Here is a 15,563-nt window from a genome sequence, read left to right as displayed (position 1 = left end):
GCACCGCGACGGTGAGCCGCTGGCTGCCCTTCTCCTGCGTGGACGGCCCCGGCAACCGGCTGGTGCTGTTTCTGCAGGGCTGCAACTTCGCCTGCCCCGGCTGTCATAACCCGCACACCATCGGCCTCTGCGATCACTGCGGTGACTGCGTGTCCGGTTGTCCGAGCGGGGCGCTGACCTTGCACGAGGGGCGGGTGAGCTGGCAGGCGGCAAGCTGCACCGATTGCGATGCCTGTCTCGATGCCTGCCCCCGCAGCGCCAGCCCCAAGACCGCCACCATGACGGTGGCCGAGGTGCTGGCCCTGCTGCGCCGCTACGGCCCGCTGCTGACCGGCATTACCGTCTCCGGCGGTGAGGCCACCACCCAGTTGCCGTTCGTGATCGCGCTGTTCACGGCCATCAAGGGGGCGGCGGATCTGGCTCATCTCGACTGCCTGCTCGACAGCAACGGTTCGCTCGCCGAGGCTGGCTGGCAGCGGCTGCTGCCGGTGCTGGACGGCGCCATGATCGATCTCAAGGGGTGGGGCAACTCTGTGCATCACATGCTGACCGGCTATGGCCGCGAGCGGGTGCTGGCGTCGCTGCAACTGCTGGCGCAGGCGGGCAAGCTGGCGGAGGTGCGCCTGCTGCAGGTGCCGGGGCAGAGTGATTATCTGACCGCCGACGGCACGCTGGAGGGCGGGCTCGCCGCCTTTTTGCACGCTCTCGGGCCCGTGCCCATCCGCCTCAACGGCTTTCGCCATCACGGCGTGCGCGGGGCGGCGCAGAGCTGGCCAGAGGCGGCGCGAGAGGAGCTGGAGCAACTGGCCGCTGCGCTGGCGGTGGCCGGGCTCGGCCCGGTCAGCCTGCCGCCACTGCTCTGAATAGCCGGGTGCTAATCAACTGATCGCAAAGGGATTTGATACTACAAGGCAAGATTGGACGGCGAACCGAGCGGTTCGGCGTGGCTTTTTTGCTGCCTGAGTCTTGAGATGACGTAACTGTGATTGCTGTCTATTTGAGCTCTGCGAGGTGGCGGCTAGAATGGGTCAATCGCCCACCATCAACAGACGAACATGAGTGAATCCAACGCCTTATATCGAGTGCAGTTCATTTGTCACAACGAGCGTTACGAAGTCTATGTCAGGGAAGTGAGCCAGGGTCAGCTGTTCGGCTTCATCGAGATCGCCAACTTCGTGTGGGACAACCACACGGCGCTCATCGTCGACCCCAGCCACGAGAAGTTGAAGAGTGAATTTGCCGACGTCAATCGCACCATGATCCCCATGCACCACGTGCTGCGGGTCGATCAGGTGCGCAAGCAGGGGGCCGCCCGCATCACCGAACTGGGCAACAACGTCTCTCCCTTCCCCAGCCCCATCTACACCAAGAAACCCTGACACCCACCATGCCCGGCCAGCGTGTGCCGGGCATGGTCGTCCTTATCCCAGCTCGCGGGCCAGTTGCAGGATGCGCTGGCGGAACCAGCGCCGGGCCGGCTCTTCTCCGGCCGGGCCGTACCACACCAGGCTGTGGGTGACGGCACCGTAATCGAAGGGGACCGGCCTGTTTACCAGAGCGTGGGGGGCCGCCTGCTCTGCCCAGCCACCGATGGCAGTGAGGATCAGATCGCTCTGGCGCAGCAGGGCCGCCGCACTGCCAAAATCCGGCAGGATGGCGGCGATCTGCCGGCGCACCTGCAACTGGGCCAGGCTCTGTTCGAAGAAGGGGTTGGCCAGCTCCTGATCGCGAATGGCGATATGGCGCCAGCTCAGGTAGGCATCGAGATCCCAGGATCGCGCCAGCGCCGGGTGATCCGCGCGCAGCAGGCAGACCAGCTTGTCCTCGCGCAGGGTCTCCCACACCAGCCCTTGCTGGCGGGGCAGGGGCTGGCTCTGATCGTGGGGCAGGATCACGAAGTCCAGCTTGCCCGCCGCCAGCGCCGCCAGCCCCTGCTCATCCTTGTTGCGAATGTCGGGCACCAGGCCCGGCACCTCGCGCATCAGCTGCGCCAGGATGGGCCCCATGGGCCAGACCATGCCGCTTTCACGCAGGGCGAATTTCAGCTGCCCCTGCCAGCTGGCGGGATCGAACCCGCCCTGGCCGGTGAGGCCGTTGAGCTCGCTCAGCAGCCGGTGCAGGGTGGGGCCGAGCCGCTCGGCGAACGGGGTCAGCAGCAGCTGGTTGCCCTGGCGGTAGAGCAGCTGATCGCCGAGCAGATCCCGCAGCTGGTTGAGGGTCTTGCTGACGGTGGAGGGGGTGGTGCAGAGCCGCTCGGCGGTGCGGGTGACGCTCTGGCTGTCGAGCAGCAGGTGCAGGGTAACCAGATGGCGACCGCCGAGGCGGGAGAGGGCAATGAGATCCATAACGGTTCCACAAGCAAACGGGACAAACAAAAAGCCCCGCCTGAGCGGGGCTTGCGGGGATCAGCCCTTGAGCACGGCGGCCATGGCGTCGGCCACGTAGTCGACGTTGCGGCTGTTGAGGCCCGCCACGCACATGCGACCGGAGCGCACCAGATAGACGGCGAATTCCTCGCGCAGTCTGTCCACCTGCTCCGGGGTGAAGCCGGTGTAGCTGAACATGCCGCGCTGGTTGATGAAGTAGCTGAAGTCACGGCCCGGCACCTTGGCGCTCAGCACCTCGAACAGCTTCTCGCGCATCGCCTTGATGCGGGTGCGCATCTCGGTCACCTCACCGACCCACATGGCGTGCAGGCTGGCATCGTTCATCACGGCCGCAGTGATCTGGCCACCGTGGGTGGGCGGGCTGGAGTAGTTGCGGCGCACGGTGGCCTTCATCTGGCCCAGCACCCGGCTCGCCTCTTCGGCATCCTGGCAGATGACCGACAGGCCGCCACAGCGCTCGCCGTAGAAGGAGAGGTTCTTGGAGAAGGAGTTGCTGACGAAGAAACTGACGCCGGCGGCCACCATAGCGCGAATGGCGTAGGCATCCTCTTCGAGCCCGTCGCCGAAGCCCTGATAGGCGATGTCCATAAAGGGGATCAGGTTCTTCTCGACCACCAGCGCGATCACCTGGTCCCACTGGGTGCGGGAGAGATCCACCCCGGTCGGGTTGTGGCAGCAGGGGTGCAGCAGCACGATGCTCTTTGCCGGCAGGCTGCTCAGGCAGTCGATCATGGCGTCAAACTGCACGCCGCCGGTAGCCGCATCGTAGTAGGGGTAGTCGTGCACCTTGATGCCGGCGCCCTCGAACATCGCCTTGTGGTTGTCCCAGGTGGGATTGCTGACCCACACCTCGGAGGTCGGGAAGTAGCGCTTGAGCAGATCGGCGCCGATCTTGAGCGCGCCGGAGCCGCCGATGGTCTGGATGGTGGCGATGCGACCCGCTTTGACCGCTTCGTGGTCGGCACCGAACAGCAGGTGCTGCACTGCGGTGCGGTAGTTGGCGGCGCCTTCCATCGGCTGGTAGGGGCGCGGGGCCGGGGCGGCGGCGCGCTGGGCTTCGGCCTGCTGTACCGAGGCCAGCAGCGGAATGCGGCCCTGCTCGTCGTAATAGAGGCCGATCCCCAGGTTCACCTTCTGCTCGCGGGTGTCTTTGTGGAAGGTCTCGACTAGGGTCAGGATGGGGTCGCCAGCATAGGCATCGACGTGTTCAAACATGGGGGGTCCTTGCGAAATGGAATCCAGGGTATGGCGATCAATGATCGGCGGTCATCATGGCGTAAAGCCGGCGAGGGCTCAAGTCTGAAAGGGGCGGGGGCTGGCGGGCCGACGCCACCCAGCCGTCAACGGGATGAGGTGGGGCTACGCATGGCCCCATCCACCGGCCCTACTTCAGATAGGATCGCAATACCCGCACCACCTGATCCAGATCCTCCAGCCGCTCGGCCGGGGTCGCCTCTTCGGCGCCGAGATGCTCGCGCATGTGGCCCTCCAGCACCTCCAGCATCAGGCCGTTGACGGCGCCGCGAATGGCGGCAATCTGCTGCAAGATGGCGGCGCAGTCGCTCTCCTGCTCCAGCGCGCTCTCCAGTGCCCCTGCCTGCCCCTTGATGCGGCGCACCCGCGCCAGCAGCTTCTTCTTGCCGTGAATGGTGTGTGACATGCAGGATCCTCTCGATCAATAAAACTATACTGGGGTATAGTATATTGCATTGTCGTCCTCAGGAGAAATCCATGTCATCCCTCGCCTCATCCCACTGCCACCAACCCGTCGTCCACGAAGGGAATCCGCTGGCCGAACAGAAGACCCGCTGGGCCGTGCTGCTGACCGTCATCATGATGGTGGCGGAGATCGGCGGCGGCTGGTTCTACAACTCCATGGCGCTGCTGGCCGACGGCTGGCACATGAGCTCCCACGCGCTGGCGCTCGGCCTGTCGGTGCTGGCCTACCGCGCCGCCCGCCATTTCGCCCGCGATCACAGATTCAGCTTCGGCACCTGGAAGATCGAGGTACTGGGGGGCTTCACCAGCGCCCTCTTGCTGGTGGGGGTGGCCGGCATGATGCTGTTCGAGTCGGTGTTCCGGCTGCTGGATCCCAGCCCGATCCACTACCAGCAGGCCATCGTCATCGCCATCGTCGGCCTGCTGGTGAATCTGGCCTGCGCCTGGCTGCTCAAGGATGATCACGGTCACCACCATGGCCACGGTCACGACCACCATCATGATCATCACGACCACGCTCACCCGCACGATCGTGGCCAGCATCACGGCCATCAGGATCTCAACCTGCGCGCCGCCTACATCCATGTGCTGGCGGATGCGGCCACCTCGGTGCTGGCCATTCTGGCGCTGGTGGGGGGCATGCTGTGGGGAGCTGACTGGCTGGATCCCCTGATGGGCATAGTGGGGGCCGGGCTGGTGGCGGTGTGGGCCTGGGGCCTGCTGCGCGACTCCGGCCGGGTGCTGCTGGATGCCGAGATGGACGCGCCGCTGGTGGCGGAGATCCGCGAGGTGATCGCCGAGTTGCCGGACGCCGAAGTACGCGATCTGCACGTCTGGCGGGTGGGCCAGCAGCAGTATGCCTGCGTGCTCTCCCTGCTGATGGCGGCGCCGGTCTCCGCCAGCGAGATCCGCGCCCGGCTCGCCATCCACGAGGAGCTGGTGCACGTCACCATAGAGGTGAGCGCCGCCTGATCCTGGCCGGTTGGCCGCCCGCAACAGCAGAAAGGGGCCAAGGCCCCTTCCTGTTTTTCTGGCTCAGTGCGGCTGGCCCTGCACATCCTCCGGTTTGTGCTGCCAGATGGCGCCGAGCAGCAGCTTGAGCAGCAGCTCGGGCGGGTTGTCCAGCAGCCGGCCCGACTCCAGCAGCAGGTGGCCGTCGGCCCGAAAGCCGAGGCTGGCGTGGATGGTGCCCTCTTCACCGCACACCTGGATCAGCCCGCTCAAACTGCCGCGCTCCCCCGGCTGGCAGCGCAGCCGCAGCTCCCGTGGCTCCCCCAGCAGGGTAAAGGCCCGGGCGAGGGGCGGGGTATCCTCATAATCCGGCCAGTTGAAGAAGTGGTACTGCTCGGCGAGCGTCCCCGCCTGCTGACAAAATTGGTCAAACAGCTGGGCAATCTCTTGATACTCCTGGTCCAGCCGTCTGGCCTGCTCTTCAATCCGCTTCATCTGTCGTGGCTCCCTCTCTCTTGCTGTATCCACTTATCCATTTGATCGGAAATCAATTTTTCCAGACATCATGGCTCTGCCCGCAGGTATGTGCCGAATCGGGCGGCAGGTCTGTGAGCCCGATCCGATTTTCGTTATGAAAACGTTATCTTGTTGAAAGCGGTTAACTTTTTTGCCCCCCTGCTCACATTTGAAACGATTTCTGCTGATTAATATGGCACCGCTCGGCAATGACCGGGTACTCGGATATCGAGACTAACTACAGCGGGAATTATAAAAAAATGGATATGAAAAAGACCAAAGTGGCGCTGGTAACAGCCTCACTGCTCGCACTTTTGTCCGGCTGCAATGACAACAGCTCCTCCCCCTCCACCCCTGAACCCACGGACGGCCCCGTCGCCCGTCTGCCCAATGTGCAACCCCCTGCCGAGCAACTGGTGGCCGGGCCCGATCAGGCGGTGATCGCCCTGGTGGATACCCAGACCAGTGCGGCCCGCGGGGTCACTGGCCCCTTCGCCAACCACAGCCTGCACCTGTGGAACAACGACGCCTGCAGCGCCACCGCCGAGAGCGGCCTCAACGCAGGCTGGGACGACAAGGTCAACACCCCGGCCGCGGCCGACGGCTTCGGCCCGAGCTGGGTGGTGCCCCTTAGCAAGCTGGAAGGCTGTATCAACTTCATCGCCCGCAACGGCGATCTGGCCAACCTGACCGGCAGCGACATGAAGGTGGTCTTCAGCGATCACCCGGACCGCACCGTGGCCATCGTCGCCGGCAAGAACGAGATCTTCGGCAGCCGCGCCGAGGCCTTCACCGCCGCCTTCGGCGTGGCGGGCGCCAGTGCCCACCTGATCGACGGCAACACCCTGATCTGGCAAGGGGGCAAGGACAAGCCCCATGTCCGCCTCTATTACACCGAGTCCGGCACCATCAAGGCCAACGCCGAAGGGGTGTTCGACTTCCCCTACATCACCCTTGCCCCGACCAGCCTGACCGCCGAGCAGCAGGCCAAGTATCCGCATCTGAAGGATGCTGCCGCCTTCGCCCTGCCGGCTGGCAAGGATCTCAAGCCGCTGCTCAAGGGTGAGCTGGTGGCCATCGGCACCGATGCTGACGGCATTCTGCAGGGGGCGACCCTGGTGCAGAGCGCCGGCGCCCTCGATGCCCTCTACAGCGAAGCGGCCACCAAGCTGACTTATGGCGCCGTGGTCGAGGGAGGCAATGTCACCTTCCGGCTGTGGGCGCCGACCGCCAAGTCGGTCAAGCTGGCGCTGTTCGACGGCCAGCACAAGCCGCTCGGCGAGCGCACCATGACCCTGGACGAGGCCAGCGGCAGCTGGAGCGTGCAGGGCGGCAGCGAGCTGGTGGGCAAGTTCTACCGCTACGACATCCAGGTCTATCATCCGGTCAGCCGCAAGCTGGAATCCTATCAGGTGACCGACCCCTACTCCCTGAGCCTGGCGATGAACTCCGAGTTCAGCCAGGTGGTGGATCTCAACGATCCGGCCCTCAAGCCGGAAGGGTGGGACAGCCTCAAGGCACCCCACAGCCAGCAGAACCCGGCCGACATCACCATCTATGAGGCCCATGTCCGCGATCTGACCGGCAACGACGACTCCACCCCGGCCGAGCACCGCGGCAAGTTCCTCGGCCTGACCGATACCGACACGGCGCCGGTCAAGCACCTGCAGGCGCTGGCCAAGAGCGGGGTCAGCCACCTGCACCTGCTGCCGGTGTTCGACATCGCCACCGTCAACGAGGATCCGGCCAAGGTCGCCAACATCAGCGACGACTTCGGCAAGTTGTGCCAGGTCAATCCCGAGGTGCAGAACTCCAAGTTCGCCGGCTACTGCAGCAGCGGCCAGACCATCGAGGCCGTGCTCGGCGACCTGCAAGGGAGCGACAGCAAGGAGAACCCGCAGGTGCAGGAGCTCTACGGCTATCTGCGCGGTGTCGACTCCTTCAACTGGGGTTATGACCCCTACCACTACACCACCCCGGAAGGCTCCTACGCCACCAACGCCGAGGGCAGCCAGCGCATCCTGGAGTTCCGCGAAATGGTCAAGGCCATCAAGCAGAACATCGGCATGAACGTGGTGATGGACGTGGTCTACAACCACACCAACGAGGCGGGCCTGGGGCCCAAGTCGGTGCTCGACAAGATAGTGCCCTGGTACTATCAGCGCCTCAATCCGGAGACCGGCTCGGTGGAGAACTCCACCTGCTGCTCCAACACGGCGCCAGAACACGCCATGTTCGCCAAGTTGATGGATGACTCCCTGGTCACCTGGGCGCGCGACTACAAGATCGACGCCTTCCGCTTCGACCTGATGGGTCACCACCCGAAAGATCAGATGGTGCAGGCGCTAGCCGCGGTGAAGCAGGTCAACCCCGAGATGTACTTCTACGGCGAGGGCTGGAACTTCGGCGAGGTGCAGGATGACAAGCGCTTCGTGCAGGCGACCCAGAAACACCTGGCCGGCACCGGCATCGGCTCCTTCTCCGACCGACTGCGGGATGCGGTGCGCGGCGGCAGTCCGTTCGACGGCGGCGACACCATTCGCAAGACCCAGGGCTTTGGCAACGGCGCTCTGGTGGATGCCAACGAGATGGACGGTGTCGATCGCGCTACCGCTCTGCATCAGGCCGATCTGGTGCGCCTCGGCATGGCCGGCAACCTCAAGGACTTCATCCTGACCGACAAGGACGGGATGCCGAAGAAGGGCTCCGACATCGACTACAACGGTCAACCGGCGGGCTACGCCCAGGATCCGACCGAAATCCAGAACTACGTCGACAAGCACGACAACCAGACCCTGTTCGACAACCTGATCTACAAGGCGCCGCAAGGGGCCGATCTGGTGCGGATGCAGGGGGTATCGCTCGCCACCGCCATGCTGGGACAGGGCATTCCCTTCACCCACGCCGGTGTCGAGCTGCTGCGCTCCAAGTCCATGGAGCGGGACAGCTACGACTCGGGTGACTGGTACAACCGGGTCGACTACACCCTGGCCGACAATAACTTCGACAAGGGGCTGCCGCGCAAGGACAAGGATGGCGACAACTATCCGTTGATCGAGAAAGTTCTCGGCAAGCACGTCAAACCGAGCGGTGCCGACATGGCGACCATGGTGGGCTTCTATCAGGAGCTGGCCGAGCTGCGTCAATCCTCCCGTCTGCTGCGTCTGGGCAGCGGTGCCGAGGTGATCAAGCGGGTCGACTTCCGTAATACCGGCCCGGATCAGGAACCCGGCCTCATCGTGATGACGGTGGATGACGGCATCAATGCGGGGGCGGATCTGGATCCGGCCATCGACGGTCTGGTGGTGATGATCAATGCCACCAATGCTCCCCAGAGCGTCAGCGACTTCCGTGACGGCAACGATCAGCCCATTGACCTGACCAGCCTGCAGCTGAGCCCGGCCCACCACGGCGGCGAGAGCATCGCCCGTGATGCGGCCGTCAATGGCGGTACCCTGACCCTGGGTGCCTGGTCGGCGGCGGTGTTCGTCAAGCCGCAGAGCGGTGCTCAGGGCAGCGGCCTGCCGGTCGGCAAGAAGACTGATCTGAGCACGGTACCGCCGTTTGGTGACACCGCCGTCTATCTGAAGGGGTTCCTCAATGAGTGGGGCAACACCAACCAGATGACCTTCAGCAGCAACTTCATGTATGAGTTCACCACCGAGGTGAGCAGCGACAAGCTGGGCACCACCAACGTCAAGATCGCGGATGCCAGCTGGGGTCCCCTCAACTACGGCAGCTGCAATGCGGGTGACAAGCTGGTGGTCGGCACCCCGTTGACCCTTTGCAAGGGCGGCGATACCGGCAACATCGGGCTCGATCTGGCCAAGGCGGGCAGCTACAAGTTCGTGTTTACCGCCATGAACAAGGACAAGCCCACCCTGAGCGTCAGCTTCACCGAGCCGGTGCAGAGCTGCAAGGTGCTGGACACGGTGGCGGGCAATCCGCTCGGCTACAACCTGTTCGTCAAGGGCGAGCTCTCCGGCTGGGCCGCTCAGCCCCAGTACCAGTTGAGCTACAAGGGGATGGACGGTGACCTCGCCATCTATCAGGCGGCCTTCAACTACACCGGCAGCACCGAGTTCAAGGTGGCCAACGAGGACTGGAGCAAGGAGTACCTGCTTAACGGTGGCGGCGCGGTGACGGCGGAGACAGGTTATGCCATCGGCTTCTCCCAGCCGGGCAGCGCCAACAACAGCATCACCTTGCCGCAGGGGCTGTGGAGCGTGCTGGTGAAGGTTGACCCGGCCGGTACCAAGGCCGGTACCGCTGTGATCCAGGAGTGCAGCGCCAAGTAGTCATTCCCATCGAGCCCGGGGCTGGCTCGGCACCCCAGGGTTGAATTCCACCTCGCCAAGGGTGGGATAACTCCGAGAGAGTAAGCAAAGCGCGACTGCCGACCGGCAGCCGCGCTTTTTCTTTGCTCGTGGGCAAGGCAATAAAAAAGCCGCCCCGTTGGGGCGGCTGTTGGTTGTGCCGTCAACGGCCGGCTTAGCGCTTGCGCAGCAGGCGCAGGGCGTTGGCGGTGACCAGCGCGGTGGCGCCGGTGTCGGCCAGCACCGCAATCCACAGGCCGGTGATGCCGAGCAGGCTGGTGACCAGGAAGATGGCCTTGAGCCCCAGCGCCAGCGCTATGTTCTGGTGGATGTTGGCCAGTGCAGCGCGCGAGAGCCGGATCATGGCGGCGACCCCGCCGAGCTGGTTGTGGGTCAGCGCCGCATCGGCGGTCTCCAGCGCCACGTCGGTACCGCCTCCCATGGCGATGCCGATGCTGGCCCGCTTCATGGCCGGCGCGTCGTTGATGCCGTCGCCGATCATCGCGACTTTCTGGCTGAGGCCGAGCTTGGCGATTTCATCGACCTTGCCCTCCGGCAGCAGGCCGGCGCGCCAGCCCATGCCTAGCTCACCGGCGATGGCCTCGGCGGCGCGGGGGTTGTCACCGGTCAGCATGATGCTCTGCAGGCCGAGCTGGTTGAGCTCTTGCAGCGCCGCAGCCGCTTCCGGCCGGATCTGGTCGCGCAGGGCCAGCAGGGCGGCCGGGGCGGCGTCAGGCTGACCGAGCACCACCACCGTCTTGCCTTGCTGCTCCAGGGTGGCGACCCGGGCCTGCATCGCCGCATCCAGGGTGGCGACCCGGCTCGGCGCCAGCAACTGCCAGAGAGCGCCGTCGATGCGACCTTCCACGCCCATGCCGGGCAGGGCGCGCAGCGCCTGGGCCGCGGCGAGGCTGAGGCCCCGTTCGCTGGCCGCCGTCAACACGGCGCGGGCCAGCGGGTGGTGGGAGCCCTGCTCGATGGCTGCCGCCAGCGCCAGCAGCTCGGCCTCAGGCTGGCCATTGAGGCTCACCAGTTCGGTCAGCTGCGGCTTGCCCAGGGTCAGGGTGCCGGTCTTGTCAAAGGCCACGGTATCGATGTGGGCGAGGCGCTCCAGCGCGGCGCCCCCCTTGATGAGGGCCCCCTGCCGGGTGGCTGCCGCCAGCGCCGAGGTGACCGCCGCCGGGGTGGAGATGACCAGGGCGCAGGGGCAACCGATCAGCAGCAGCGCCAGCCCGCGATAGACCCACTCGTCCCAGCCCTGGCCGAAGGCGAGCGGCGGTACCAGCACCACCAGCAGGGCAACCAGCATCATGGCCGGGGTATACCAGCGGCTGAAGCGGTCGATGAAGCGCTCGATGGGGGCGCGCTGGGTCTCGGCCTCCTCGATGAGATGCAGGATGCGGTCGATGGCGTTGTTGCCGGGTTCGGACACCACCTCGAGGCGCAGCACCCGATCCGCCGCCAGACTGCCGGCAGGCACCTTGTCACCCTGGCGGCGCTCCACCGGGATGGATTCGCCGGTCAGGGCGCTCTCGTCAAAGGCGCCGAGGGCGTCGAGCAGGCGGGCATCGGCGGCCAGGCGGGCGCCCGGGGCGATTTCGATGATGTCACCGGGGCGCAGCTGGTCGGCAGCGACTTCTTCCCGCACTTCGCCCTCGGCAGTGGTGCGGATGCGCAGCGCCTTGTCGGGCACCAGCGCCATCAGGGCGGTGACCCCGGCGCGGGCACGGCCGGCGGCATAGGCCTCCAGATGTTCGCCCAGCATGAACAGCAGCAGCACCATGGCCGCTTCGGCGGTTTCGCCGAGGAACAGGGCGCCCACGGCGGCGACCGTCATCAGGGTCTCGATGGCGAAGGGGGAGCCGCTCTTGGTCAGCGCCCACGCCTTGCGGGAGATGGGCCACAGCCCCCACAGGGTGGCCAGGGTAAACAGCGGCTGACCGACCTGGCTCGGCAGCAGGGCCGCCACCCCCATCAGGCCGGCCAGCGACAGCGGCTGCCAATACTTGGCGAGCAGGGTCTGCAGAGGGCTGCGTTCGAGGCCAGGCTCCTGCTTGCCGCTGCGCTCGCCCTTGAGCTGGAAGCCGGCGGCCAGCACGGCGGCGGTGACGGGATCGGGGGAGAGGCCGGGGGCCAGATCCACCACCAGCTTCTCGGTGGCAAACAGCACGCGGGCCTGTTGCACGCCGCTCACCCGGCTGACGGCGGTCTCTATCTTGCGGGCGCAGCTGGGGCAGTCCATCCCCAGCACCTGCCAGCTGTGGCGGCGGCTGTTCTGCTCGGGGGCGTCCAGCGGGGGGTCTGCCGCGACGGCATGCTCATGGTGGTCGTGCTCCCCGTCATGCTCATGGTGGTCGTGCTCCCCGTCATGGGCATGCTGGGCATGGGCGGGCGGTGGAGTGGCGCAACAACCCCCTCTGGGGGGCTCTTCCCCCTCGGGAGCGTCGCTGGCGGCATGATCCTGATGATCATGGGGGGCCTGACTCGCGCAGCAGCTGACTGGTGCGGCCTGGTCGCAGCAGTGGCTGTCGTGCTGGTGCTCGGCCTGGGGCGCAGCGCTCTTGCTGACGGCCTTGATGGGGGCGGCGGCGTGTTGATGGCTGCAGCAGGATTTGCTCATGATGAGTCCCTCTTGGATGGATCCCGCCGGTGCGAGATCTTCGATAACTGAGCCGAGTGTAAACCTTGGTGTTAAGTCCAAGGTCAAGCCCCTTTCTCCCGCTCCTGGCAACAGGCTGCCGGCAGAGGCGATATCCCTGTGGTTGGCGGGTGTTTGTCCCCGCCCGGCAGGCCTATACTGGAGGGCCTGATCCTCCCTCGATAATCAAGGACATAACATGAGCAATTCCGTTACCCTGCAAGGCAACCCCGTCTCCGTCGCCGGTCACTTCCCGGTTGCTGGCGAGCAGGCCAAGCCGTTCTCCCTGGTGGCCAAGGATCTCTCCGATCTGACCTTGGCGAGCTTCGCCGGTCAGCGCAAGATCCTGAACATCTTCCCGAGCGTCGACACCCCGACCTGCGCCACTTCCGTGCGCAAGTTCAACGAGCAGGCCAGCGCGCTGAACAACGCCGTGGTGCTGTGCATCTCCGCCGACCTGCCGTTCGCCCAGTCCCGCTTCTGCGGCGCCGAAGGGCTGGACAAGGTAGTGACCCTCTCCACCCTGCGTGGTGCCGCCTTCCTGCAGGACTACGGCGTGGCCTTCTCCTCCGGCCCGCTGGTGGGTCTGGCTGCCCGTGCCATCGTGGTGCTGGATGAAGAGAACAAGGTGCTGCACAGCGAGCTGGTGGCCGAAGTCGCCGACGAGCCGAACTACGCTGCCGCCCTGGCCGTACTGTAAGCAGGCAGACTGACAAAAATCCCGCCGGGGCATGGCCCCGGCGGGATTTTTTTATGGGCGGCCGCCGTCAGGGCGTCTTGTTGCCATCAGCGGCTGGCAGGGGCTGGGGTTGCCACTCGACATAGGGGCGGTGCAGCCTTGAGTAGATCTCTGCCAGTTTGCCGGAGGAGGCGAGCCTCTCGATCGCCTCGCCGAGGAAACGATCCGTTTCATCCCCGGCAGGCCCCTTGGCGATGATGAAGACATCCTCGAAATCCCCCAGGTGTTCCCGGTGAATGTTGGTCAGCTTGAGCTGGCGCAGCATCAGGTCGGCCTCCTCCTGGGCCCAGATGAAGGCGTCGATGCGCCCGCGCGCGAGCTTGCGCAGGGACTGCTCTATGCTCATCGACCGTTGCAGCGGAATGGGCAGAAAGCCGGGGGTCGCCTCGATCAGCAGATCCCGTCTGGTGGGCACTATGCCGTAGGCCATGTCGGGGGTGATGAGGTGGTCGGTATTGCTGTAGAGCACGTGGGTGACCTTGCCGAAGCTGCGGGTGCTGAAGCGATAGGGCAGCAGGTCGACATCCTGCAGATTGCGGATGGCGGGCAGGCTGAAGTCGGCGGTGCCGGCGATCACCCCGGCCATGGCTCGGGCGAGGGGATAGATGGTGATCCGGATGCTCACCTCGGGGTAGAGCTCATCGATGGCGCGCACCAGATCGACGAAGGGACCGGTCTTGTCGGCGTTGATGAGCCCCGGCAGCTCGCCGAGGTGGGCGTTGAGGATGCGTACCGGTTTGGCGGCGGGGGCGGGCGCCGTGTCGGCGCGGGAGAGGCTGAGGCTGGTCAGCCCCGTCAGGCAAAGCAGCAACAGCAGCAGAGAGGGATGTCTGGTCATGGTCTGGTCACGTCCCCGTGGGAGGTTCCCAGAAGTGTAGTCAGGCCCGCTTTGCTCATGGTGGGCCGGGAGTGGGCCCGTGGCTGCGATGGATGGGATTTTACTTATGGTCTGCCGCTCACTAGACTTCGCCCCCACCTCCCTCTTCTGTCGATAGCTGCGTAGCCCCATGACTTTTGATGAACTTGCCCTCGCCCCCGCCCTGCTGGCGACCCTGCCCGCCGACCTCAAGCGCCCGACCCGGGTGCAGCAACTGGCCATTCCCGCCGCGCTGGCGGGTCGGGATCTGCTGGCGCTGGCCCGCACCGGCAGCGGCAAGACCCTGGCGTTCGGGCTGCCGCTGCTGCAGCAGCTGGATCTGGCCTGCGATCGGGTGCAGGGGCTGGTGCTGGTGCCGACCCGCGAGCTGGCGGTGCAGGTGAGTGAGGCGTTGCAGCGGCCGGCCGCCGGGCTGGGTCTGCGGCTGGTGACCCTGTGCGGCGGGGTGGCGCAAGAGCTGCAACAGGCCGAACTGGCGCTGGGGCCGCAACTGCTGGTGGCGACCCCGGGGCGACTGCGGGATCTGCTGGCCCAGCAACTGCTGGGTCTGAGCCAGCTGCGCCATCTGGTGCTGGACGAGGCGGACCGGCTGCTTGAGATGGGCTTCTGGCCCGACATCCAGTGGCTGCTGAATGCCATGCCGGTCGAGCGTCAGACCCTGCTGTTCTCGGCCACCCTACCGGCCGAGCTGGATGCGCTGGCGACCGGTCTGCTGACCGAGCCGGTGCGGGTGGAGGCGGATCCCCGCAACAGCGTGGCCGACGACATCGAGGAGCGGCTCTATCTGGTCAACAAGAGCAGCAAGGTGCCGGCGCTCATCAGCCTGCTCAAGGCCCACGAGTGGCCGCAGGTGCTGGTCTTCATCAGCGCGCGGGACGACGCCGACGGGGTGGCCCGCAAGTTGGCCAAGGCGGGCATCGCGGTGGCGGCCCTGCACGGCGAGAAGGAGCAGGCGGTGCGCGAGCAGGCGCTCGGCGACTTCAAGGCGGGCAAGGTGCGAGTGCTGGTGGCCACCGATCTGATGGCGCGCGGCATTCACGTGGAGGCGCTGCCGCTGGTGATCAACCTGGATCTGCCCGCCAGCGCCCCCGTCTACGTGCACCGCATCGGCCGTACCGCCCGGGCCGGACGCTGCGGGCTCGCCATCTCGCTCACCTGCCATGGCGAGGCCGACACCCTGGCGGCGATCCGCACCCTCACCGGCCGCGAGCTAGCGCTGGCCGAGCTCGCCGGCTTCCCGGTCACCGATCAGCCAGCCAGCGGGGAGGGCAAGCGCGCCCCCCGTGACAAGCAGGCCAATCGTCGTACCCAGGCCAAACGCAGCGCCAAGCAGTTCAAGAGCAAGGGCTGACCTGCCCTGCCCGCTTGGGCAGTACCAAAGGACGCCCGTTTCACTATGCTCCATGGGTTCAACCACGGA

At 65.8% G+C, this 15,563-nt stretch carries 12 protein-coding genes; 6 read left to right on the top strand and 6 right to left on the bottom strand.

The genetic code is table 11. From position 1 onward, the window contains the following. The first annotated feature begins 11 nt into the window (after positions 1-11). Together PG881_RS04110 and PG881_RS04105 are read left to right on the top strand one after the other, a co-directional pair. Positions 12-863 (top strand): YjjW family glycine radical enzyme activase, encoded by an 852-nt coding sequence (locus PG881_RS04110; RefSeq protein WP_270798272.1) that lies wholly within the window; start codon positions 12-14, stop codon positions 861-863. 192 nt (positions 864-1,055) lie between these two features. Continuing rightward, a complete protein-coding gene (locus PG881_RS04105) occupies positions 1,056-1,379 on the top strand; it encodes a DUF1820 family protein (RefSeq protein WP_011704589.1) in 324 nt (107 codons plus the stop codon). Positions 1,380-1,421: 42 nt separating this feature from the next. Here PG881_RS04105 and PG881_RS04100 read toward each other — a convergent pair whose 3' ends face one another. The 3 genes from PG881_RS04100 to PG881_RS04090 all read right to left on the bottom strand — a co-directional run bounded on the left by PG881_RS04100 (position 1,422) and on the right by PG881_RS04090 (position 4,047). Next, complete coding sequence (locus PG881_RS04100) at positions 1,422-2,345, bottom strand: LysR family transcriptional regulator (protein WP_270798094.1); 924 nt, start codon at positions 2,343-2,345, stop codon at positions 1,422-1,424. Between the two features lie 60 nt (positions 2,346-2,405). Continuing rightward, entirely contained in the window at positions 2,406-3,602 is a 1,197-nt protein-coding gene (locus PG881_RS04095; protein WP_270798093.1) for an amino acid aminotransferase, read from the bottom strand. A gap of 169 nt (positions 3,603-3,771) precedes the next feature. Continuing rightward, the gene (locus PG881_RS04090; RefSeq protein ID WP_005308614.1) at positions 3,772-4,047 is read right to left on the bottom strand and encodes a metal/formaldehyde-sensitive transcriptional repressor; all 276 of its coding nucleotides are present in this window, start codon (positions 4,045-4,047) and stop codon (positions 3,772-3,774) included. A gap of 71 nt (positions 4,048-4,118) precedes the next feature. Between PG881_RS04090 and dmeF the strand changes: the two genes are divergently transcribed. After that, positions 4,119-5,078: a CDF family Co(II)/Ni(II) efflux transporter DmeF gene (gene dmeF, locus PG881_RS04085; protein ID WP_270798092.1), complete on the top strand. Its 960-nt coding sequence runs from the start codon at positions 4,119-4,121 to the stop codon at positions 5,076-5,078. A 63-nt stretch (positions 5,079-5,141) separates the two neighbouring features. On the opposite strand, the gene PG881_RS04080 is transcribed toward dmeF, so the two are convergent. Beyond that, the gene (locus PG881_RS04080) at positions 5,142-5,552 is read right to left on the bottom strand and encodes a hypothetical protein (protein WP_011704593.1); all 411 of its coding nucleotides are present in this window, start codon (positions 5,550-5,552) and stop codon (positions 5,142-5,144) included. A gap of 281 nt (positions 5,553-5,833) precedes the next feature. Here PG881_RS04080 and pulA point away from each other — a divergent pair, with 281 nt between their 5' ends. Next, positions 5,834-9,871 (top strand): pullulanase-type alpha-1,6-glucosidase, encoded by a 4,038-nt coding sequence (gene pulA / locus PG881_RS04075; RefSeq protein ID WP_270798091.1) that lies wholly within the window; start codon positions 5,834-5,836, stop codon positions 9,869-9,871. A gap of 193 nt (positions 9,872-10,064) precedes the next feature. Here pulA and PG881_RS04070 read toward each other — a convergent pair whose 3' ends face one another. Further along, entirely contained in the window at positions 10,065-12,509 is a 2,445-nt protein-coding gene (locus tag PG881_RS04070) for a zinc/cadmium/mercury/lead-transporting ATPase (RefSeq protein ID WP_270798090.1), read from the bottom strand. Between the two features lie 217 nt (positions 12,510-12,726). On the opposite strand from PG881_RS04070, the gene tpx reads away from it, so the two are divergent. Further along, positions 12,727-13,227 (top strand): thiol peroxidase, encoded by a 501-nt coding sequence (tpx, locus tag PG881_RS04065; RefSeq protein WP_016349389.1) that lies wholly within the window; start codon positions 12,727-12,729, stop codon positions 13,225-13,227. A 67-nt stretch (positions 13,228-13,294) separates the two neighbouring features. Here the strand turns inward: tpx and PG881_RS04060 are convergent, their stop codons facing one another. Beyond that, a complete protein-coding gene (locus PG881_RS04060; protein WP_270798089.1) occupies positions 13,295-14,104 on the bottom strand; it encodes an ABC transporter substrate-binding protein in 810 nt (269 codons plus the stop codon). A gap of 169 nt (positions 14,105-14,273) precedes the next feature. Between PG881_RS04060 and PG881_RS04055 the strand changes: the two genes are divergently transcribed. Beyond that, complete coding sequence (locus PG881_RS04055; protein WP_135320640.1) at positions 14,274-15,494, top strand: DEAD/DEAH box helicase; 1,221 nt, start codon at positions 14,274-14,276, stop codon at positions 15,492-15,494. Positions 15,495-15,563: the final 69 nt, after the last annotated feature.

Source organism: Aeromonas sp. QDB54 (assembly GCF_027707385.1).
GTDB lineage: Bacteria > Pseudomonadota > Gammaproteobacteria > Enterobacterales > Aeromonadaceae > Aeromonas > Aeromonas hydrophila.
This window is presented reverse-complemented; position numbering and strand designations above follow the sequence as displayed.

What these genes read in the sequence shown, in the direction of transcription:
- PG881_RS04105 (WP_011704589.1), top strand. Translation starts at nt 1,056, where the DNA reads ATGAGTGAATCCAACGCCTTATATCGAGTGCAGTTCATTTGTCACAAC.
- PG881_RS04100 (WP_270798094.1), bottom strand. Translation starts at nt 2,345, where the DNA reads ATGGATCTCATTGCCCTCTCCCGCCTCGGCGGTCGCCATCTGGTTACC.
- PG881_RS04095 (WP_270798093.1), bottom strand. Translation starts at nt 3,602, where the DNA reads ATGTTTGAACACGTCGATGCCTATGCTGGCGACCCCATCCTGACCCTA.
- PG881_RS04090 (WP_005308614.1), bottom strand. Translation starts at nt 4,047, where the DNA reads ATGTCACACACCATTCACGGCAAGAAGAAGCTGCTGGCGCGGGTGCGC.
- dmeF (WP_270798092.1), top strand. Translation starts at nt 4,119, where the DNA reads ATGTCATCCCTCGCCTCATCCCACTGCCACCAACCCGTCGTCCACGAA.
- PG881_RS04080 (WP_011704593.1), bottom strand. Translation starts at nt 5,552, where the DNA reads ATGAAGCGGATTGAAGAGCAGGCCAGACGGCTGGACCAGGAGTATCAA.
- pulA (WP_270798091.1), top strand. Translation starts at nt 5,834, where the DNA reads ATGGATATGAAAAAGACCAAAGTGGCGCTGGTAACAGCCTCACTGCTC.
- PG881_RS04070 (WP_270798090.1), bottom strand. Translation starts at nt 12,509, where the DNA reads ATGAGCAAATCCTGCTGCAGCCATCAACACGCCGCCGCCCCCATCAAG.
- tpx (WP_016349389.1), top strand. Translation starts at nt 12,727, where the DNA reads ATGAGCAATTCCGTTACCCTGCAAGGCAACCCCGTCTCCGTCGCCGGT.
- PG881_RS04060 (WP_270798089.1), bottom strand. Translation starts at nt 14,104, where the DNA reads ATGACCAGACATCCCTCTCTGCTGCTGTTGCTGCTTTGCCTGACGGGG.
- PG881_RS04055 (WP_135320640.1), top strand. Translation starts at nt 14,274, where the DNA reads ATGACTTTTGATGAACTTGCCCTCGCCCCCGCCCTGCTGGCGACCCTG.